We start from the raw sequence: 21683 nt of genomic DNA on the forward strand, positions 1-21683 counted from the left end.
GAACGGGAGTTCGCCTAGCTAGAGGCTGCAGATCAGGCAGCCCTCGGGTTCCTCTTCTTCGACATCCGCTCCGCCCAGCACCGCCGACAGCGGGAGGTTTTCGCGCTTGGCCATTCGCCTGGCCATCGACGCCTCGTGGTTGCGCTCGATCTGCTCCATCCGGTCCGGCTGCTCCAGCTCGATCAGCGATTCCCCGCTGCACCAGGTGAAGCTGTTGCTGACCGCCGCGCTGCGGACCTCGTACTCCTTGGCGAGCTCGAAATAATCGGGGTGCGTCCGCTTTAGTCGGACCCACTCGATCTTTTGCTGGTAGAAGCAGAAGTAGCAGCCTGAGCGGGAGCGTCCCCATTCCATGTACGGCGGAAGGCCAAGTCCGCTGTCTTCGAGAATGCGGATGACGTCGGCGCGCACCAGCCCATCCTCCTGGAAAGGATAGACGGCGACGATGTTCGGCTTGGTACTTATGTAACCGGTGCGCTTCTCGTCGGCCCGCAGACCAACGTAGTTGATCGTGGGGTCATCGCCGATGTAGGCCTCGAACGGCTTCAGCTTCAGCATCTTTGTGCACCAGCGCCGGTGGTTCGACGGCAGCATATCGCCGTATACGGCGAGCCAGTGCTCGAACGGGTCGTCGGGCGTGGTGCGCGTGACCGGCCGGCCGAGGATGCTCTCCAGCCGGGCCATGTAGTCGTAGGTCTCGGGAAGCTCTTTGCCCGTGTCATGGAAGATGTATTCCATATCCGGCACGCGGTCGCGCAGGTAGACGGCCAGCGCGGCGCTGTCCTTGCCGCCCGACAGGCTCAACACATGGCGGGTCATCCGTGCCCTCGCTCCGTTTCGTGCAGGCCCAGCTCCACGTCCTTCTCCTTCTGCATGCTCTCAAGCGTCAACATCGCCGCCACCGTGTCCAGACTGAGGTTCGCCTCAATCGCCATGCGCTCGATCGCGCCCAGTACGGTCGACTGATGCTCGCTGAGGTCGTCGATGTCAATGATCACCGCCCGCTCCCGGCCGTCGATGCGGGTGAGAGACACGCGGACCGCGTTACGCTTGGATTCGCCCTTTCCGAACGCGGCGGCCTCGACACGCCGGAACTGCGAGGCGACATCGGCCAGCCGCGACCGCCACGTCGAAACGTCGTGGTCGAGCCAGCGGACCGGCGGCTTGCTTAGGATGGCGCCTCCCAGGGCTTCGATCCACTTCTCCTCGGACAGCCCGCCGTCGGCTAGGCGGAGAGCGAAGGTTCGGAGGTGCTGCTCCGTCAGGCGGAACGTCAGGGAGGCTGCGCGCTCGGCGAGCGATGCGCGGTCCTTGGCGCCCAAGGTCTCGAATACCTCTTGGCGCATCTCCTGGAGCAGATTCGGATAGCAGCTGCGCAGCTCCGTGATCGTGGCGTCGAGTCGAGTGACAAACTCGTTGACGCGGGCTGCGTCCGGCCGCGTGTCTTGGCCGAAGGGCTCCATGCCGCAGGCCACGGGCAGGTCGCTGAAGACTAAGTCGACCGGGCTGCGGGCTTTCGCGAGTGCGCCGCGCACGCGGCGGGCCTCTGCGCTGATCGCCGAAGTGCTCTGGACGTGGAACGGGAGGTCGACACCGAAGCGGATCAGCGGATCAACCACGGTCCGGATGCCCGACTCCTCCGGATGGCGGTCGAGCAGCTCGGCCAGGCGCCGGAACACGTCGGCGCGAATGCCCTCGAGCGCAACAAGCTGCAGCGAGAAGTGCTCGGGCGACTTGAGGATACGCATGAACGCCGCGCCGTCGATGCGAGGGCAGTATGTGCCGCGCTCGAAGAGGGCAACTCGGTGACCGGCGACGACGAGCGTCACAGCCATGAGCAGCGGCGCGAGCCCAGGACGCACGCCGAACGGTCGTGCCTCCAGCGCAGCGTAGATGGTAGGAATGGGTACGCGTTCCTCCGAACCAGAGAGGCATGAATCGATCGCAGAGAGCGCCGGCGCCAGCCTTAGTGGATCCTCGCCGCGCTCTGGCGGTGCGATCGTCCAACTGCCGGCCCGTTTGCGATGCAGGCCGCCGCGCCGCAGCAGCGACAGGTAGAGCGCCCGTTCCGGCGGGTTCTTGCCTTCCACGAATCCGAGCTCCGGATCATGCGCGTCGGAGAACATTTTCTCGATCAGCCGCTGACGCGCGCTTGCGCCCGCCGAAGTGAGCGACTGCTTGTTCACCAACTCGTTCTCGACAAGCGGTGCCTGGTCATAGATGCGGTCGCACAGCGCCGACACCAGCGCGTGGATAGGGCCGTCCAGTGGCGAGGCTTCACCCTTCCAGAAAACGTCGAGCGGGGACGCCGGCGCATGGCCGCGCAAACCTAACGTCGCCTCGATAGCGGCGACCAAATGGGCCTCCAAGTCGCCAATGCTCCGTTCGATCTCGGCGGTGGCATGCGCGTCCTCCTGCAGGGCAGAGGCGTTCGTAACGACCCAGCGGTGCCGGAGCAGATCGACCATCGCGTGGCCGAGATTGGCCATTGGGGGCACGGCGACGGCGACCATCGCTTCATCCTCGCTCGTCACCTCTGCACACCAAGCGCGAGCGATGCGGAGATCCTCGGCGTTGCGGCACAACACAGCGACGATCCCGCCGTCGGCGCTACCGTGACCGCCATAGCCCTGCAGGGCGGAAGCATGGGTGCACCGGACGGCGAACCGGCGGTTCGTGCCCGTCGTTACCGAGTGTCGGCGGGCCAGTACGTAGGGCCGGACCGGCAGGCTGGCAAGATGACGAGGCAGGTCGTCAATCACCGTCCGGGCGTCGAGCTCCCGCTCGGCGTCGGACCAGATGGCGGACAGGTCGACGCGGCGGCTGGTCCACAGCCGGAGTTCGGCGCGGCCCGGCCGACGGAAGACGAGCCCTCCGACGATGAGACGGTCAAGTGCCGCCTCGACTTCGTCGGTCTCGAAGTCGGGGACTAGCGCCTCGCGAACGCCGTCCCACGTCGCAGGGAGGTCCGGGGCGTCGAGCAGGTTAAGGATGCCAATTGTCTTGAGTACCGCGCTCTCGATCGCGTCCGCGTCGGTGGCGCGATCGAGGACGGCGTTGATCCGCGACCATTCGCCGGCACCCGCGCGCGCGGTCATCCGATGGCCGAACGACGACGCGATGTAGTCAAAGAAGTGCCGGATGCCGTAGAGACCACCGATGGCAGGCGTCTCCTCCGCAAACGCGCGGAGGCTGTTCGGCTCCTCGCTGGCGGCGAAGCCGAACAGCGACCGCTCGTTCTGACCGAAGGTCGCGAAGAACCTCGCCATCACCGGGATGGCTGCCGGATGGATAGGCCAGCAGCCGCCGGTCCCCTTGCCGCTGCGCGGACCGAGCCAGCCGAGCGCGCGCACCCGCTCGACCGCGTTCGAATACGCCTTTCGGGCCTTCGCGGGAATCGATGCCTCATCGACCGATAGGGCTGCCGACAGCAGCGCGGCGGTGTGCGACAGTGGATGGTCGAAAACCATCTCCTCGAATCGCTCCGCCACCTTCTCCCATTCGCTCCGTCGCGCGGTGCGCCAATCCTCCGCGTAAGACTGGAAACCCTTGTGGAGGATGAGGATGACCGACAGCGGTGCGTCGCCGCTGCGGGCGGCGCCTTCGGCGAGCGATTGGAGCCGGAAGACGTCGAAGCCCTCTTGCTCACCGGCCGCCTCTAGGAACTTGCCCATCTCGTCGACGACCAGCAGTAGGCCGTCAAACTCGCCGGTCTCGCGCAGAGCGTCGCGCAGCTCAGGGATGGCATCGAACGGGTCAGCGATCTTTGCCAGCCTGACTGCCCGCTGCGGCTGAATGAGCCCATCCGTCTCGATCGTCCGCGCGATCGCTGCGGCCAGACCTGCGGACAGTCCCTCTCGCGACCCGGTGACCAACAGCGGGAACATACGAGGAGCTCCACCCTCGGGTTCGGTGAGGCGCCGCATCGGCATCTCCGGCGTTGACACACGCGGATCGAGTGCCTGGATGATGGCGAGAGCGAGCGCGGACTTTCCGACGCCGAAGTCGCCAATCATCCGCCAGGCCCGCCGCGTTCCGCCTGGCTGCATGCCCGACAGGATCTCGGCCGCTCCGCGCTCGAGCCACGGCGTCATGACGAACGAACGTCCAGCGGAGGGATCGCCGGCGTCGCGGTCGAGCGCCACCGAGCGGTAGAACATGCCGGGCGCGCCAAGCAGATCGAAGATGGTCATCTTGCTCACGTGTAGATCTCCCGCAGGAGGCGCGCAGGGTCGAGGTCGGCCACAGCTGTTATGCTGCCGGCGTCACCCGAAGGGCGGTAGGACCAAAGCGTGGGCCAGCGCTCGAGATGGTCGCGCAGATCGTCCGTCTCCATGCGCAGCGTCGCGCCCGGGGAGCCCTCACCGTGGGCAAGGTCGCGGAACGTCACGACGGACTCGCCTGCGCGGCGGGCGGTCCAATAGCTGGCGATCGCGTAGTTCACGACGCCGCCGCCGATCTCGCCAATCGGGATTCGCGTAAGCGTGAAAACAGGCTCGATGCGATCGGCGCCGCGCCGGCGGCCGAGCCGCCGGAGCAGGCCGAGATCGACGAGTGGACCGTCGAGCGTGTCCTCCGGGGAGGCGGGATTGAGCGAACCGAGATAGCTGTGGATGAACACATCGGCGTGCTGGAGCAGCGTGACGTCGGAGTGCTCGTAGCCTAGCCGTTCGCCTTCGGCGCGCATCTCGGCGAGAAGCTCGGAGCGCGTGAAGTCGGGACGCATGCGGCGGTAGAGGATGTGACGCCAGGCGAACAGCGGGTTCTCGACTGCCGTGCTGAGGCGCCAATGGAGCAGCCACTGGGTCTCGACGCGCTCGATGTAGGGATCGAGACCGTCGTCGCCGAACAGCGCTTCGCCGAACGGCAGCAGCGACCACGCGCCGGCCTCCGCAGAGGCGACTTCGAACGTCTCCAGCCAGAACCTAAGCGCGCGGACCATATTCTTGCCTAGGCCGAGCTCGAGGATCGCGCGCTCGTCGTCGGAGAGCGCCTTCGGATTTCGAGCGATCAGGCGGACGGCCTTGGGTAGCCAGGCGAAACGGCAGGCGAACGTCTCATGCCCGCTGAAGCGGGGCCGGACGGCGGCGAGTGTCATGCGTATCTCCGTGCTGGCACGGCTGCGTTCAGCGCGGCGGCGATCAGTTCGCCGGCCTGCGCGACTTCGTCCTCGGTGTTGAAGCGGCCGATCCCAATGCGGACGGCTCCCTCCTTGGCCCATTCGGGAATGGCCATGGCGGAGAGCACGTGTGAGGGTCCCGGCACACCCGATTGGCAGGCTGCTCCGGTTGACAGCGCGACTTGTCCCCAAAGACGACCAACAACGGCCTCGCCAGGAAGGTGTGGCGTCGAGACGTGCAGGCTTCCGGCTAGGCGCGATGCCTGGGAGCAGTTGACGCGTAGTCCCGGGACGGCGTCGAGCAGATGCGACTGCAGGGCGTCGCGCATCGCCGCAAGCCGCCGCTCGTCGGCGACGCGCTCGGCGGCGCGCAGGGACATTGCGTAGGCGAGCGCCACCGCTGCGGGAGCGTCGGGGCTTCCGAAGACGTCGTGCGCCAGACGGGAGGCATGACCACTCAGTTCGCCAAGAAGCGCGCCGGCTCGTCGCGGCCCGTAGGCCTTCGCGCCGCTGACCACAATCAGGTCGGCATCGAGAACGCTGGGCATCTCGATCCGGCCGGCGGCTTGGCTGGCGTCGACGAGATGCCGGACGCCTTTATGCCGCGCCACGGCTGCCACCGAAGGGATGTCGGTGATCGTGCCAATCTCGTTGTTGGCGGCCATTGTGCACAGCAGGTCGGCGCCCCGGCTGAGCGCTTGCTCGACCGCATCGAGCTTGGGAGCGCCATGTTCGTCGACGGCGATCATCGCGAGCGTTACGCGCCCTTCGCGCTCTGCTCGTCGGAGGGCGCTGAGCAGGGCGGGGTGCTCAACCTCGGTCGCAGCGATCCGCGCCGGCCGGCCGACGACGCGCCCGATCGCGTCCTCGACGGCGAGCCACAGCGCGGCGGAGGCACCGGGCGTGAACGTGACATCGCCGTCGTTGCAGCCGAGCGCGCTGATCAGTGCCATCGAAGCCTTGTCGATTGTCTTCTGAGCGTCAACGCCGAGCGAGTGCACTGAGCTGTGTGCGTTCGCTGGGTTGTCGGTCATCGCCGTGCGGTGGCGTTCCGCGACCCGCGGGTCGACAGGCGTGGCAGCCATGTTGTCGAGATAGATCGTCAAGTCGTCCCCGGCTTTGAAAAAGATGTTGGATACACTACACTATACGGGACTATAGGTCATTAGACTATAGCCTCCGTCCAGCGCATTCCACCGGCAGTGGCGCGATCTGCTGGGCATGGGGGTAGCAGCGCTTTTTGGCGAGGGAAGAAGTGGACGGATCGGAGGTAAAGGATCGCGGGCGCAATCCCGACTGGTCGCGCGAAGAGACCGTCCTGCTCATGGAACTCTACCTCAGCGCTCCAAAGGCGGGAAAAGACTCATCCCGGGGTCATTGCGCTGTCGACCATGCTTAGGGCAACTGGCCGCCGCGGCCGCCGCGATGGACGCGCAGTGCTCGCGTCGTTCCGCAATCCGGCAGGAATTGCTCTACGTCTGCGCAACTTCGGGCGCCATGACCCCGCCGCGCCTCCCGGAAGGGATGCAGGACTGCGCCCCGGCGGCGCTGTTGATCTTCAGGTCTGGCGCGAGTTCGGCGGCAAGCCCGCAGCGCTGGCGAACGAGGTCGCCCGGATTCGCCGATCGATTTCTCCGGACGACTGGAACGTCGATGTCCGGAGCTCTCGTGGCCCGGCCCCCGCCTTCGGTCCGCGTATTTCCACTGTGGTCGACGGTCGGACCGGCGTGTACTTGCTGCTGGTTGACGGTCCGATCTGTGTCCTTGCGCCCCAGGTTGAGGTAGACGGCCGTGCGCTCGTCAAGATCGGGCGCACGCACGACCTAGATCGCCGGATGGCCGAGCTCACTGGCGGCCTCCCGCCCTGCGCGACGATCCGCTACGTTCCGATCAGTCTCCGGGTGTTCAGCTCAGGCGCGGATGCCCACCGCTTTGAACAGCGTCTTCTCCGCATCTGCGATCAAAAAGGCTGGTCGCTTGGTGGCGAGTTCGCCTACGCGTCGCTTGACGCTCTTAAGACGGAGTTCGTCGGCGCATAGCCGCTTTGCGGCAAAGTGCGTGGGCGATGGCCATTAGCCACAAGATTTCGCGTTATTCGGTGGCGAGAATCCGCTTCATTCAACCGACTGCATCGATCAAATTGACGGTGTCAAAATTCAGGAGAAACTGCGCGTAAGATGAACTGAAAAGATCGGACACATAATCGGCCAGATCGACTTCGTGGCCGTCCAAGCCATCGCTCCTCTTCAAGTCGTACTTCCGCGACTTCGTCGTGGCGAAGAGGAACAGCGTGTGAAAGTAAACAGCGCTGATGTAACGCCTTTCGGCAATCTCCACTGCCTCGGGTGAGCGAGCACCCGCGTTAAAGTCCTTCAGAACCCTACTGTCCACATTGAGATAGATCCGCGACAGCTTATCGTCGTCGACAAAGGGATAGACCACAACATCGTGGCTCATCTCGACGCCCGCCTCGTTGATTTCATCCCATGACTTGAGCCCGGCGCCCCCCTCCTTCGAGCAGAGAACGAGCTCTGGGATACCTAGCGGAGGCTCGATGTCGGGTTCCTTGCGCGACGGCTTCCTTTCGGGATCGGTGATCTGCACCAGCAAGGTCTCGGTTAAATCGCCGTGCGGGCTGGTGAGGGTCGCAACCAGTTCTACAGTGTCGCCAACCTTCATCTGCCCCGTTGCCCTTAGACCAACTTTGATCGTTCCCTCTAGCGGGCTCGTGCGCACCACATCCAGAAGGTCGCCCCCTTCGCTGAGGTCCGGTATGCCGCCACCGCCGTCGCCCTTGCTGGACGGCCGCATGATGGAAAGCGATAGGTTGCCGGGATCGTCTGTTCGATCGAAGAAGTCGTTTTCGACGTCTGTGGCAAAGGCGATAGTGCGGCTTCCGCCCGCTGGCAGCCGGTACAGCTTAAGACCGCTCTCTTGTGCATCACCTCCCTTGGCCTGAAACGTCGATGGGTAGCGCTGCGGATCGAATGGCGGGGCATCACGCGGCTCCCGCTTGGGCCGCTGCGGCTCGTCGCGCTGCTTCTTCGGCGCAGTGCCCGGCCTTTGCTCGGCGATGTCGAAGGTCTGCCTTAGGATGCGACTCAGCGCCTCGTTCATCGGCATATTGCGTGTGAGATCGCGGAGCATCTGGCCCGCGTCCCCGCTGTCCACGCCGAGGCTCGATTTTCGGCGGCGGGAAATCTCCTTGAGTTCGCTGGCTAGGAGCATGTCGCGGAGATGCTTCCGGATAGCATCGGCCTTATCACCCGCCTTTAGCCGGTCGCGCGACGCCATAAAGAGCTCGTTACGAACTTCGAGGTGGAGGCTCGAACAGTCGACATGAACAAGCAGATAGTCCTTCAGCAGTGGCATCTTTAAGGCGCGTGTCACAAACTCTGACGAGTAGGAACCATGCACCTGCCCGTTGAGAGAGAACAGCACGGTCATATTGTTTTTAAAGTACTCGCGTTGGATGTACTGCTTCGTCTCCTTGACTCCCTGGTCGCGGGATCGCGCCTTAAAGACGTAAACGGTGATGCCGAGCTCCCCCAACTCATGCGTGCGCGACACCTCAGAGAACTTGGTCTCTACCGTCTCCGTGTCGGCCTCTAACCGACGCTTCAGGCCGTAAACCGGGGTCACGGGCGCGCGGTTGTCTGGATAGCGCTCGTTGTTGTCGACTGTCAGGAATGGAAGCGCGGGCTCGAACAGGAATTCGTTGAGGCTTAGGTTGAGGTCGCGCGAGATGATTGAGCGCGAGCCCTCCGGAAGGCGGTAGGAATAGAGCTTTAGGAGTGAACCGGTACGGAACATCCGGCCCTCTAGGCCGACATCCAACTCGTCGATTTCGATTGCCGCCACATTCCCATCGAAGATGAGATACTCGTACCAGGTATTCTTGCGGTTCGCTGCCTCAGCCAGGGCGGGCGGATGGCGACGGAGCAGGGTGAAGCCCAGCGGCTGGTATCCATCGTAGCGCTTGCTCGCGACAAGCTGGAACCGGCGATCGCCGCAGAACGCGATCGCGCCGGCGCCGCCCATGTTGTACTTGCCTTGTACGAAGTGAACGTCGTTCTTGTTGCCACGTAGAAGAGACAGGAAGGTTCCTGGGAAGTCGGCGGGGGCCTGACCTACGCCGTCGTCGTAGACGAGTAGCGATGTGTCTCGACGTGGGCCACTGGCCACAATCTGCAATTCCCCGGCCTGCCGGCGCCGCGCATCGCCCAGATCCCAGTTGCGATGGTCGGGGAAGTATCGGTCCAGCGCCTCCCGTACGCTCCTCGGCGCGGCGGGCGATCGAATGTCCAGACCGTCCTGGAGCACCTTCTTCTCGAGAATGGCGTCGATGCCATTAGTGATCTTTTCAACCAATGCAGGCACGGGGTGGGCTTGCTGGTTCTCAACCACACCGTAGAACGACTCGTTGTCGCCGTAAGGCGTCCACTTCGATGTGTCCGAACTCAGACCGTCCGCGTCCAAGATCGCCTGAACCTCATCTTCAGTGCCTGCAGTTAATAGACGCATGAATAGCTTGCGCATCACACCCCCTCTTTTCCGCACTATCACCCGTTGGTTGGGTTTTGGTCAAACAGCGGCGCGCGCTCACAGTCTACGTAAGGCATGCGTTCGTGGAGAGGGAACGTGCATTCACTTCGTTAGGCCAGGACCAATTAGATCACGAGCTAACGGCTGAATATGCCAACCCAATTTCTCATCCATTTACACCCGATACCGCGTGGGTGCATGCGATGTCCTTCGATGAGGTGCCTGTCGTAGGTGGTCATGATGCGCACGATGTCGGAGAGATTAGCTGCGGTGCGCGGATGCAGCGTCTTTCCCAACGTGGCCGATGCGGTAGAAAGCTCCGCCAGGGCATCCGAAATATTCTCCGATACCCCCCAAGGCGCACTGGCTCTATGCGGCTTCTTCTATACAATTGGCCGATCTAAAATTCATCTAATTACAAAATTATAATCATGAATTTTCAATTGGTGAGTGAATTCGGCCGATCTCGTGGCCGATCTTCCCAATGTTGCTCGTAGGTCCGCGCTTATGGGACTCTTTGGCAGTTGTAGTAGACAGCCGACAAAGCCTATTCAGTCCTGATAGCTCTCGTGCCGCTCTATCTCTGCCAACAATCCAACTCGTGCTGCCATACAGTTCATCACCGTCTTGGTATGCAGGTATAAATAGCAGACCGCTTTGAGTTGCTAGGCAAGGGGGAATCGAGCTTCTAATTCCCCCTCGAAATCCGTCTACGCCGCTTGCCAGACCTGGTTTAGAATCCGCGCGGCGAGGGCCGCCTTATCCTGCGGCAGGAAGCGGCCGTAGTGCTGTGCGACCATGTCTGGTGTGTCCTGGATGGCATAGCTCGCCTGCTCGTAAGAACCTGTTTGCTTCAGAATATGCGTCGCGAGCACGTCACGGACATTGTGCGGGCCGTGAGGGAGAAGGCCGGCAATCGCGCCCCTTTCAGTGTAGGGGTTGTAGATTCCATATCGCTGGATCGTCAGACGCCAAGCTTCATAGAACGTGTTTTGATCGTATGAGGCGTCCCTGCTCGTCGTCTTCACCGTCTTCACGAAGAACGTGCCCGGGTCCTCGGCTCCACCAAGAAGCACACGCCTGTGGCGATCGACATAGGCTTCGATGTGATCTTACAGACCGCCGAGGTTGGGCAGGATCAATCGGAACGGCTTGCTCCCGAAGTAGGACGAGTTGGCGTTCTTGAAGGCGACCGACGGGATCAGCACCTCCCAGCCCTTGTCGCGTTCGCTCCATCGGATTTCGCCGCGCTTCATGTCGGCGAGCTGGCGCTCGGACCGCGGCAGCCGTCCGCGCTCACAGACCATCAGCTGGCGCAGGTTCTTCTGTCGCAATCCAAGGTGCAGCCCAAAGCGCAGCATCAGGAACGAGCGGACGGCTTCCGCCGCCGGGCGACGATAGAGCCGCTCGTCCGGCATGAGCCGGAGGATTTCCTCCGTGATCTTCCGATATTCGCCGACCGGGCTTTCGGCCTCCAATACCGGCATGATCGGCTCGAACGGGTCGCGATGGACCCGCGCGACACGTTGAATCTCCTTCACGCGGGAGGACGCATGCTTGAAATAGACGTCGCAGGCATCGTCCCAGTCCGCACATGCGCGGTCGATGTCTTCCTGTGTAACCAGGCCGGCGATAGGCCGGAGCCGCGTTCTGAGATGAGGGTGCTGCCGCAGCCATCCCGTTTCCTTTCGGGTGAGGGCAAGCGAGATGCGCAGCATATCCACCTCCCAGGCGGTATAGAAGCCGCGCCGCCTCTCGCGCCATTGCACGTACCAGTCCCAGATCGAGGGGAAGACGAGCAGCCCGAAGGTCAGGTGCTGCGGCGGCACGCCGTAGCCACGCACGGGCCCCCGCGGATGGGCGGCCAAGGCGCCAAACATCAGGCCGAGATGCTCGACCTTCTGTGATGCCGTCTCTTCGCCCCAAACACCGTTCCGCTGGAGACCGAATGCCGTGAGCGTTGCGGTTTTGAAGCGGATGAGTTCGACCATTTCCATGGCGAGGACAGGTGGGGCGTCCATGACGCCGGATCGCAGGTCGGGATCGGCGAAGGAAACGCTGTCTTCGTCCTGCTCCTCGCATCTGTCTCTATAGCGTTCGCCCGCGGTGTCAGCCTGACCGTAAGTGATCCCTGGAAAGCGGATCGCGTAGCGCTGCTTCATCGCGGCTGCCTGGAAGCGCCTGTAGTCGGTCGAACCCCTGATGATGACGCGCCGAACCCATTCGAGGATTTCCTCCTGTTCTTGGCGCGGACGTATGTTGAAATCGTCGGGCAGATGCCAAGCGAGCCGCCGTCGCTCGGCCGGGGCGATATCGTCGAGAACATAGCCCGAGGCCGACCGAGTCTGATGCGGCAGCTTCGCCTTGAAATATCCTGCCGGAAGGCGGTACCGGCGTTCGATGCGACCGAGCACCTCCATGCTCGCAACGCTGCGAGGGGCTTTCGATCCCTGTAGCCAGTGACGGATGGTCGAGTGGTCGAATTTTTCGTCATCGCGGACAACGGCACGGTGGAGATGCCAGTAGCTGTCACCGTGCCGGCGCATGTGTAGTTCCAGTGCCTCCCGAAAGGCCGGTGGATCAATCCAACCATCGAAGAGGGACGTGGGGAACTCCTCGATCGTGCGTGGCTTTGTGCCCGGCCTTTGCCGCTTTGTAGCGGCTGTTTCCTGCGATCGATCCGTTGCGGCAAAGTGTCGGGTGGCGCCTGCCTTTTCCTGCGGCGGCTTCCTGAGACGACCGCGTCGCGGGCGCGGCGCTGGCTCCTGAGCGCCTTGTGTTCTGGTGGAAGGGCGCTTGGTTGGGTTTTTCGTGTTCCGCACGATTGCATCAAGTGCCGGCTCGATCACCGCTATCGCGTCCCGAAGAGCATTCCTGTCGAGGCCACATTGAAGGGCGATTTCGTCCCAATCGTAGCCGCGTACCTTGCGAGGCGGCGTTTGCGACCGGGCGATCAGGTCGAGGAGAAATTCCTTGATCCGCGCGCTGTCCTGAGGAGGCAACATGGGATCGACACGGAGGCGGCAGAAATCTGAGATCTTGCGGGCAAGCAGCTTGGTATGCGGAAGGTCAGTCATATGGGTAGGCTATGAAGATAGTCTGCGATGGTTGAAGAGGGCGCGGTCCTATCCGATTCGTCGCACCGGATGCCCCATCCGTTGTCGATCGACGGCTTATCCTTCCGTTGGAGCGAGCAGAGAGCGACGAGCCTATTTAAGTCGCTTACGTTAGCATCTGCGTTATTCAAATATGGGTGGCATTGTTTAAACAGCGTCGGGCTGACATCATGGCTTCATGATCTTCCGAACCTACTCAGCACCTTAGCCGCTACGTGGAAACCTTGGTCGCAGGCGAGGCCGTACGCGCCTTCGTTTCACCATCTTAATATTGCAGGTATAAATAGCAGACCGCCTTGAGTTGCTAGGCAAGGCCATACCAAGCGCCTCTGCCGCTGCCATGCAGAACCAGATGGCCTTTTTCCACCAGCGTCCTGAAATGCACTTTGAGCGTATTGCGGCTGATGCCGGTAATCGTGACAGCCTCGGACACGGTGATGCGCCCATGCTGCCGGACATGATCGAGGATTTGCAGAGCGATCTCGGGCAGGGCGCCCAGTAGCAGCTTTTCCCGCTCGACCTTGGCGGCAAGCCGTCGAGCCTGGTGCTGCAACGCCCGTAGGAAAAACTTCAACCAAGGCTGCCAATCAGGCGCTTCGCTGCGGATAGTGCCCTGTGTTTGGCGCAGGGCCAGATAATATCCCTCTTTGCTTTGCTCGATAACGCTTTCGAGCGAGCTATAGGGAACATAGGTATATCCGGCCCGCAACAGAAGCAGGGTCGTCAGCACGCGGCTCAACCGACCATTGCCGTCCTGGAACGGGTGTATTTCGAGGAATACAACCACAAATAAACCAATCGCCAGCAGGGGATGCCATTGCTGGTCCTCAAGCTCCTGATTGAACCAGCTTATGAGCTCAGTCATGCGCTTGGGGGTATCAAATGGGCTGGCGGTCTCGAAAACTATGCCGATCTGGTTACCATGCTCATCGAACGCAGCGACGTTGTTGGGATTGGTCTTGTAGGCCCCACGATGCCATCCGTCTTTGTCGCTATAGGCGAGCAGATCCCGGTGCAATTGGCGGATATGGTTCTCGGTGAGGGCGATATCACCCCAAGCGCGGAAAACCAGTTCCATCACTTCGGCATAGCCTGCGACTTCCTGCTCATCGCGCGTCGTAAACGACCTAATCTCAAGATTGGACAGAAGCCGCTCTACTTCCCGGTCGGTGAGTCTGCTGCCTTCGATACGGGTAGATGACCCGATGCTTTCGATGGTGGCCACGTGGCGTAGAGCCGAAAGCCGCTCTGGCGCCAGTGTGCCGAGAGCTCGCCAAGCGCCTTTGAACTCATCGATTTCAGCAATGAGCTTCAGAATTTCGGGGGTGATTTTTATGGTAGTCGCGTTGATCATGACCCAATTATACACCCATTTACGCCCAATCTACCAACCCAATTTCTCATCCATTCACACCCAATCTCGCATGGTGCATGTCATGTCCTTCGATGAGATGGCTGTCGTAGGTGGTCATGATGCGCCCGATGTCGGAGAGATTAGCCGCTGGGCCTTGCTGATGAGGATCACGTCGCGGGCGTGTACAGAACTCAATTGGATGTCCCAAAACTCTTATGCCACACCAAGCCTATCATCTTCTGCGATCCTGCATTTCGGACAACAATTCCTTGGCCACTCCTATAAATCATTCTCACCGCCACCGAATTCGAATAGGGCATCTCCGACAACGTGCTAGGTTCCATCGCCGCGACCAGGGGGAAGGCCCCCCTGCCGGCTGTTTGCGAAATCCGGGGGGTGAACTGCACTTCGTTCCCTTCAACGAGGATCGAAGACTATGTCCCAGCAGGCTAGGCAAACACTTCCGCAATTGGATATTGAGAGCGGCATCAACCACTCGCCTCATGTGGTCATCCTAGGCGCAGGGGCCAGCCGCGCTTGCTGCCCCAACGGCGATAGGAACGGTAAACTGCTTCCCGTCATGTCCGACCTGGTAGTCAAACTGGGCATCGAGGACATCATTAGGGAAGCTGGCCACGACCCAAGCGGCAATTTCGAGACTGTCTACAGCGCCATCAGCGAGAGCGGAAACCAGGACGTGCTGGGACGGCTCGACGACGCGGTCAGGCGGTACTTCTCCACCTTGACGCTGCCCGACGAACCTACCCTGTATGACTACCTGATACTCTCTCTTCGGCCCAAGGACCTGATCGTCACCTTCAACTGGGATCCGCTGCTTCCCCAGGCCTATCGTCGTTGGCGCCACCTCGGGCACGTGTTGCCACAGATCGCCTTCCTGCACGGCAATGTCGATGTCTCGGTGAACTTGGAAGCGCGCCAGGTGCGCTTTACGTCCGACCTCGGCCCAAGCGACAGCGCCTTCAAGCCGAGCCGGCTGCTCTATCCGGTGGCGGAGAAGGACTACAACTCCGACCCCTTCATCAAGGGGCAGTGGGACATGTCTCTCGACTACATGCGAGACAGCTACTACGTCACCGTCTATGGCTACAGCGCACCGCGCACCGATGTGGAAGCCAGGCAACTGCTGCTGGATGCCTGGCAGAGCAACACCACGCGCTCGCTTGCCGAGTTCGACGTGGTCGACATCGCCCCCAAGGCCGCGGTGGAGGCGTCGTGGGCCGAATTCATCGTGAGGACCCATGGCGCGGTCTGGGATAGTTTCGACCACAACATCCTGAAAACCAACCCGAGAAGGTCGTGCGAATCCTTCGCGTTTGCCACGCTGCAGCAGACGCCATGGCACGAGGACCCGTTCCCAGCCGCCGCCACTCTCGGTGAGCTGGAGAGCTGGATCAGGCCACTGCTGGCGGAGGAGGCATCGGGGAAACTGCTAGGCGATCCACACCATTAGCCGATCTGCGCTTCCTGCCTGAGCAGGCTAGGTAACTGCCTTGTCGCCATCCAGAGCCGCGATGATGGCGGTTAGGCCGTCCAGCACTCCCGATGCCAGATGTTCGAAGTGGGCGCGGTAGGTGTTGTGCTCCGCTATCGCCTTGCGTTGCTCCTCGCCTTTGGTGGCGCCGCCCGTGTGCGCCGTCAGGATGCTTCTGAGGGCATGCATGCGCTGGAGCGGGACCATGATGGCCTTGGCTTGCTCCGGCGAATTGCCAGTGGCCACCAGGATTGCCTCGATCAGGCGGAGCGAACGCCAGTTCGCTGCCACGGTCGCGCCGCGGAAGGCCGCGATTTTCCGCAATTCGCTGTCCTTGAAGCCTTCCACGACGAGCTGGTCCAGATGGAGGATTTCGTCACCCCACTCCGCCGCGTTCTCCAGCGATGGGTACTGGGCAGCCAGCCGTACGGCCTGGCCGCGGGTAACCCACCATGGAAAGCATTCACCGTCGAGCGTGGTAGTCAGCCGCTTGAGTTCATCCAACGGGTCGATCTCGTCCGTCCATTCGCCGAGGAAGTCGCTGGTGTAGCTTCGCTTCGAGATAGGCGCTTTCGGCTCCTCGTTGAACGACTTCCAATACAGCTGCTCCTCGTAGGGCAGGTGGGACAGGTCCTGCAGGTAGGTGTGGACCTGTCCGGCCTCGTTGATGTCAAACGAGCGCAGTTCCCAGGCCTCTCGACAGCGGATCATGCGACCGTCAATCTGGTACTTGTCGGTGTCTGCCTTGTATTTCGCCATTACCTCGGCACGGAAGAAAACGGGAGAGAGTTCGAATGGCAAACCCTCGACGGCGTCGAAGTAGTTGGTGCTGGCGCCCGGTGCAGCCGAGCAGGTCACTATCCTGCCGTGCCGGATATCTTGGATGATGAAGTTGACATGCTGCCTCTTTGACCTATCCACGGCAGCATTCTCCTCCTCCATCACCTCGGCCACTGTCTTGGCGGGGCGGACGATGATCCAGCCGTTCGCGAAGCTGCAACGACCCGGCACCCGCCCTGAATGATGCACGAGGTCGGGCGCCTTGAAGCTGTCGCGCTCCGCACCGTCCCAGCCGTCGAAACCGATCTTCTTGTGGTCGACCCGGGTGAAGTCGAACTTAGCGGCGAGAACCGTCCCCGTGACGGCCATGTACTTGCCCAGGTCCTCGGCCCTGACGGATACTAGGTGCCCGCGATGTCCGTTCTTGTCCGGCGGCAACCGTTCGACCTTGATGACCGCCTCGATGTCGCCGCTGCCGTTGATCCGGCAGTAGGCGCTGCGTTCCGGCATGAAGTGGACATCCAGCGCCTGGACCAGCCGCTGGTCCAACTCGATGTAGGCTTCCAGCCCATGCATCTGGCGGCGATAGACAAGCTGTTGTCCTCCTGCGAAGGTCGATCCCCCGCTCTCGCCAAGTCCCGAGGCCAGATACATGCGCTCGGGCTCACCGCCGCCCCATGAATGTTCCAGCCGCCAACCCGAGCTGGCGTCGACGAACAGTCCCGCGAGCCTGGCATGGTCCACGGGATTAGCCTTTTCCTGACTCATGAGGACCGCGAGGACGTAGAAAAACGGCGCACTGACATAGATGGGTATCCACTGACCCGTCATGGCCAGCTTGAGGTACTCGACTGAGGCAACCGCGTTCTCCAACCATTGGCCGGGTTCGGCGTCCGGTATGCGCGTGTGTTTCTCAAGGTTTTTAATGACAGCTGCCTTCTTGTTTCAGGTGAGAGTGCACGTGACCTGAATCCTATCATGCAGGCGTGGCGTGCCAAGTTCTTCGGAATCTTGGCCTCAATGCAATGTGGAGGCGAAGCTTGACGGTAACCGGCGGGATTGAACCAGAATTGACGAACTAAGTGCCTGCTGCTCAGGCCGAAGCGGATGAGAGACACTTACGCCAAAGCCGCAAATCTGCCCGCGCTCTCAGTTAAACCGGAGGGGCGCCAGGGGAGCGAGTGTCCACTTTAGATGGGCTGCCTCCAAGAGCGGCCAGACAGCTTACAGCCCCATTGTTGCCGGCTAGCACTTTACCGATCGACGGAGAGTTGCGAGAGTACCTGAAGGAATGAGCGGACCTGTGTCGGCAGCGGGACTGCCCAGTTCAGGAGGGAGTACGAGGCGTCCAGGTGGCGGCCTAGTTTGTATCTCGCATTCCGGGCTTGGTTGCTGGCAGATGGGCTGACGTCTCGCCTTGGTGACCCAAGCCTGCTATGAAAGGAGACGGCACTTTTCTGGCTGGTAGCGCGGTCATGGTTTGCCTCTTGAAGAGGTTTTTGAGACAGTCCTCAGCGTCGATAGTCTTCAATAACCCACAGAATTTTTCGCTGCTAAAAATTCCAAAAAAATCAATAAAATCAATGCGATAGTATTTTGCTGGCCTCAATAGCGGCATTTTAATTGGAAGTCGCGATTTTATACAGAAAAACCAGATACTTATAGGCGAAATCACTAAAGAGTGGGAGCGATCCCGGCCTGTCAGCGCGCGGCATGGAGGAGCCGAGACCATGGCTGAACATCGGATCTTTGGAACCAGCTTTGCGAGCGTCTATCCTCACTATGTTGCCAAGGCGGAGCGCAAGGGACGCACGAAAGCGGAGGTCGACCGGATCATCGGCTGGCTGACCGGCTATGGCCAGGACGCGTTGGACGCGCAATTGGAAAACGGGGTCGACTTCAGGACCTTCCTGGCACAGGCGCCGCGGATGCATCCGTCCCGCAACCTGATCAAGGGCGTTGTATGCGGTGTCCGGGTGGAGGAAGTGGAGGATCCCACCATGCGTGACATCCGCTATCTGGACAAGCTCATCGATGAATTGGCGCGCGGCAAGGCGATGGAAAAAATCCTGCGGGGAGACTGACCCGCGCCGCAGGTAGGACGGGACGGGTTCCGGCCGCAGGAGTGGGTTCGGTTGCCGATATGGGACGAGCGGGCCGCTTGTCCGGCAGACATTTCAGCCGCTACCGGTCCGGCCCGCTCGGGAGCCGAGCTCCATGGTGAACCAGACCGCGCCCTTTGTCTGGAGCGCGGGGGCGAAGCCGCTGCGGGTCCAGAAGGCTATGCCCCCCGCATTGGTGGCGCTGGCGCCCAGATGGATGCCCCGGACGCCGGCAGCCCGGGCCTGTTCGATCCATGTTCCGAGCAGGCGCGAGCCGATGCCCCGGCCGCGCAGATGCGGCAGCAGGTTCATGTGGATATGGGCGGGGCAGGGGGCGGTAAGCTGCGCCGGCTGGCGTTCCGGGCGCATGATGGTGCCGATCCGTTGCCGGTCCGCCGCGTTCAGGCCCGTCGCATCGGCATAGCGCCGGCGCAAAGCCGGCCACCAGTCGCGCTCCATCCGGTCGGAAAAGGCCTCGCTGTCATGGGTGCCCACGATATAACCGGCCACGCCCCCTTCGTCCTCGACGACGAAGGCGTGTTCGGGCTCCAGCACGCCATAGGGCGCGGCATAGATATGGCCCACCAGTTGCGGGTCGCGATAGAGCGCGCTGGCGTCCTTGCCCGCGTCCCCGGTCAGCAGGCATATGCGATAGAGCGCATCCAGATCGTCCGGCGCATAGGGACGCAGCCGCGCCATGGTTAGAGCCTTTCACTGTCAAGCGGATCAGCGCCGTCTTGCTCCCCTCCCCCTTGAGGGGAGGGGTCGGGGGTGGGGGTCCTTCGGTGCTCCGCCAAATCCACCCCCTCCCCAACCCTCCCCTCAAGGAGGAGGGAGCGCTGGTCGCCGCTTCCGTCAAACATGAAAGCCTCTACAGCGCCTCGAACCGGCCCGTCGCCATGTCGAACAACTGCCCGTTTTCAGCGAGGCCTGGGTCGAGGAGGTCCAGCAGGCGAGGCGCGATTTCCGCCGGCGCCGGCAGCGTCTCCGGGTTCTCGCCGGGCATCGCCTTGGCGCGCATCGCGGTGCGCACCGCCCCGGGATAGAAGACGTTGACCCTGGCGCCGGTATTGGCGATTTCCCCCGCATAGGATTTCACCATGGCGTCCAGCGCCGCCTTGCTGGCCGCATAAAGGCCCCAGAACGGCCGCGCCGAACGCGCCGAGGACGACGAGACGAAAACCGCGCGCCCCGCCTCGGCCTGCCGCAGCAGCAGGTCCAGCGAGCGCAGCAGCCGGTAATTGGCCGTCACGTTCACCGCCAGCACCTTGTCGAAATCGTCGGGCTTGATATGGGGCAGCGGACTCAGGACGCCCAATTGCCCGGCATTGGCCACCAGGCCGTCCAGTTGTCCCCAGCGCTCGAATATCGCTGCGCCCAGCCGGTCGATGGCCTCGCCGTCGCGCAGGTCGAGCGGCACCAGCGTGGCCGAGCCGCCCAGCGCCTGGATCTCGTCGTCCAGCTCCTCGAGGCCTCCCACCGTGCGGGCCACCGCAATCACATGGGCGCCGCGCCGCGCCGCCTCGAGGGCCGCCGCGTAGCCGATGCCCCGCGAGGCGCCGGTGACCAGCACGACCTTTCCGGCCAGTTCCTTGTTGTCGTCGCTCATCAGCCGGCTTCCTTGAGCAGGGAAATCTGCTTGGGGTCGTTCATCGTGCCCCCGTTGAAGTCGGTCAACTGCGTCGGATAGTCGCCGGTGAAATAATGGTCGGTGAATTGCGGCGCCTTCGGATTGCGCTTGGCCCCGCCCACGGCTTCGTAAAGCCCGTCAATGGAAAGGAACTGCAACGAATCCGCCCCGATATAGCGGCACATGGCCTCCAGATCCGCATATTGGTTGGCCAGCAGCTTGTCGGGGTTGGGCGTGTCGATGCCATAATGGTCGGAATGGAAGATCATCGGGCTCGCCACGCGGATATGCACCTCGGTGGCGCCGGCGTCGCGGATCATCTGCACGATTTTCACCGAAGTGGTGCCGCGCACGATGGAATCGTCCACCAGCACCACGCGCTTGCCCTCGATTTCGGCGCGGTTGGCCGAATGCTTGAGCTTCACCCCGAAGGCGCGGATCTGCTGGGTCGGCTCGATGAAGGTGCGGCCCACATAGTGGTTGCGGATGATGCCCAATTCGAACGGAATGCCGCTCTGTTGGGCAAAGCCGATGGCCGCGGGCGTGCCGCCATCGGGCACCGGCACCACGACGTCCGCCGCGACCGGCGCTTCTCGCGCCAGATTGATGCCCATCTTCTTGCGCGCCGTATAGACGTTGCGGCCCGAAACCACCGAATCGGGGCGGGCGAAGTAGACATATTCGAACAGGCATGGCCGCTCGGGCACCTTATGGGCCTGCTTGCGCGCATCTATGCTGATCGAGCCGTCCGGCTGGATTTCGCAGATGATGATCTCGCCATTCTCCACGTCGCGGATATATTTGGCCCCGATCATGTCGAGCGCGCAGGTCTCCGAGCAGAAGATGGGCTTGCCGTCGAGCTCGCCCATCACCAGCGGGCGGATGCCCACCGGGTCGCGCGCCGCGATCAGCTTGGTGCGGGTCATGGCCAGCATGGCATAGCCCCCCTCCATCTGCCGGATGGCGTCGATGAAGCGGTCGGTGCTGGAGGAATGGCGCGAGCGGGCGATGAGGTGCAGCACCACTTCGGTGTCGGAGGTCGACTGGCAGATGGCGCCCGTGGCGATGATCTGCCGGCGCAGCGTCAGCCCATTGGTGAAATTGCCGTTATGGGCGACGGCGATGCCGCCGGTTTCCAGTTCGGCGAACAGCGGCTGCACATTGCGCAGCGCCACCTCCCCGGTGGTGGAATAGCGCGTATGGCCGATGGCGATGGAGCCGGGCAGCCGCGCCAGCAGCGCCGGATCGGTATAGTGGTCTCCCACCAGTCCCATCCGTTTTTCCTGGTAGAACTGGCGGCCGTCGAAGCTGACGATGCCGGCGGCCTCCTGTCCACGATGCTGGAGGGCATGCAGCCCCAGCGCCGTCAGGGTGGAGGCGTCGCTATGGCCCAAAATGCCGAACACTCCGCACTCCTCGTGAAGCGTGTCTCCATTGAGGTCGAAATCGTCGTCCTTGCTATGGATCACAGGGGGCTCCGTGCCATGAAAGCGTTTCCGGCAAAAGTGGACATCGCTTTTCCGGTTCGAAAACGCGCCAAACAAA

General features: G+C 62.3%; 13 protein-coding genes and 1 pseudogene. 3 read left to right on the forward strand and 11 right to left on the reverse strand.

The genetic code is table 11. The features are described from left to right. Positions 1 to 18: 18 nt before the first annotated feature. Genes ACFOOL_RS08325 through ACFOOL_RS08340 form a run of 4 tightly spaced genes read right to left on the reverse strand, consistent with a single transcriptional unit; the run spans position 19 to position 6225 of the window. Entirely contained in the window at positions 19 to 819 is an 801-nt protein-coding gene (locus ACFOOL_RS08325; RefSeq protein ID WP_380096488.1) for a phosphoadenosine phosphosulfate reductase family protein, read from the reverse strand. Next, positions 816 to 4202: a hypothetical protein gene (locus tag ACFOOL_RS08330; protein WP_380096489.1), complete on the reverse strand. Its 3387-nt coding sequence runs from the start codon at positions 4200 to 4202 to the stop codon at positions 816 to 818. Before ACFOOL_RS08330 ends, ACFOOL_RS08325 begins: the two co-directional genes overlap by 4 nt. Continuing rightward, positions 4199 to 5098 carry a DUF4007 family protein gene (locus ACFOOL_RS08335; protein ID WP_380096490.1) on the reverse strand — a complete coding sequence of 300 codons (900 nt, stop codon included), beginning with the start codon at positions 5096 to 5098 and terminating at the stop codon, positions 4199 to 4201. The genes ACFOOL_RS08330 and ACFOOL_RS08335 overlap by 4 nt, the downstream gene beginning before the upstream one ends. Beyond that, positions 5095 to 6225: a cysteine desulfurase family protein gene (locus ACFOOL_RS08340; protein WP_380096491.1), complete on the reverse strand. Its 1131-nt coding sequence runs from the start codon at positions 6223 to 6225 to the stop codon at positions 5095 to 5097. Before ACFOOL_RS08340 ends, ACFOOL_RS08335 begins: the two co-directional genes overlap by 4 nt. 330 nt (positions 6226 to 6555) lie before the next feature. Between ACFOOL_RS08340 and ACFOOL_RS08345 the strand changes: the two genes are divergently transcribed. Next, a complete protein-coding gene (locus tag ACFOOL_RS08345; RefSeq protein WP_380096492.1) occupies positions 6556 to 7158 on the forward strand; it encodes a GIY-YIG nuclease family protein in 603 nt (200 codons plus the stop codon). A gap of 79 nt (positions 7159 to 7237) precedes the next feature. Here ACFOOL_RS08345 and ACFOOL_RS08350 read toward each other — a convergent pair whose 3' ends face one another. The 3 genes and pseudogenes from ACFOOL_RS08350 to ACFOOL_RS08360 form a co-directional block, all read right to left on the reverse strand. Beyond that, positions 7238 to 9658 carry a hypothetical protein gene (locus ACFOOL_RS08350; protein WP_380096493.1) on the reverse strand — a complete coding sequence of 807 codons (2421 nt, stop codon included), beginning with the start codon at positions 9656 to 9658 and terminating at the stop codon, positions 7238 to 7240. A gap of 716 nt (positions 9659 to 10374) precedes the next feature. After that, a pseudogene (locus ACFOOL_RS08355) lies at positions 10375 to 12741 on the reverse strand (hypothetical protein). A 343-nt stretch (positions 12742 to 13084) separates the two neighbouring features. Further along, a complete protein-coding gene (locus ACFOOL_RS08360; RefSeq protein ID WP_380096494.1) occupies positions 13085 to 14134 on the reverse strand; it encodes a Fic family protein in 1050 nt (349 codons plus the stop codon). Between the two features lie 436 nt (positions 14135 to 14570). On the opposite strand from ACFOOL_RS08360, the gene ACFOOL_RS08365 reads away from it, so the two are divergent. Then, positions 14571 to 15605, forward strand: coding sequence for a hypothetical protein (locus tag ACFOOL_RS08365; protein WP_380096495.1), 1035 nt, complete (start codon positions 14571 to 14573; stop codon positions 15603 to 15605). A 27-nt stretch (positions 15606 to 15632) separates the two neighbouring features. Here the strand turns inward: ACFOOL_RS08365 and ACFOOL_RS08370 are convergent, their stop codons facing one another. Next, a complete protein-coding gene (locus ACFOOL_RS08370) occupies positions 15633 to 17279 on the reverse strand; it encodes a hypothetical protein (protein ID WP_380096496.1) in 1647 nt (548 codons plus the stop codon). An 857-nt stretch (positions 17280 to 18136) separates the two neighbouring features. Between ACFOOL_RS08370 and ACFOOL_RS08375 the strand changes: the two genes are divergently transcribed. Then, positions 18137 to 18490, forward strand: coding sequence for a DUF2200 domain-containing protein (locus tag ACFOOL_RS08375; protein ID WP_380096497.1), 354 nt, complete (start codon positions 18137 to 18139; stop codon positions 18488 to 18490). A 93-nt stretch (positions 18491 to 18583) separates the two neighbouring features. Here the strand turns inward: ACFOOL_RS08375 and ACFOOL_RS08380 are convergent, their stop codons facing one another. The 3 genes from ACFOOL_RS08380 to purF form a co-directional block, all read right to left on the reverse strand. Further along, complete coding sequence (locus ACFOOL_RS08380) at positions 18584 to 19207, reverse strand: GNAT family N-acetyltransferase (protein WP_380096498.1); 624 nt, start codon at positions 19205 to 19207, stop codon at positions 18584 to 18586. 172 nt (positions 19208 to 19379) lie between these two features. Then, positions 19380 to 20117, reverse strand: a complete 738-nt coding sequence (locus tag ACFOOL_RS08385) for an SDR family NAD(P)-dependent oxidoreductase (RefSeq protein ID WP_380096499.1) — start codon at positions 20115 to 20117, stop codon at positions 19380 to 19382. Next, positions 20117 to 21607, reverse strand: a complete 1491-nt coding sequence (purF, locus tag ACFOOL_RS08390) for an amidophosphoribosyltransferase (protein WP_380096500.1) — start codon at positions 21605 to 21607, stop codon at positions 20117 to 20119. The genes ACFOOL_RS08385 and purF overlap by 1 nt, the downstream gene beginning before the upstream one ends. Positions 21608 to 21683: the final 76 nt, after the last annotated feature.

The sequence above is a fragment of the Devosia honganensis genome (assembly GCF_042648785.1).
Classification (GTDB): domain Bacteria; phylum Pseudomonadota; class Alphaproteobacteria; order Rhizobiales; family Devosiaceae; genus Devosia; species Devosia honganensis.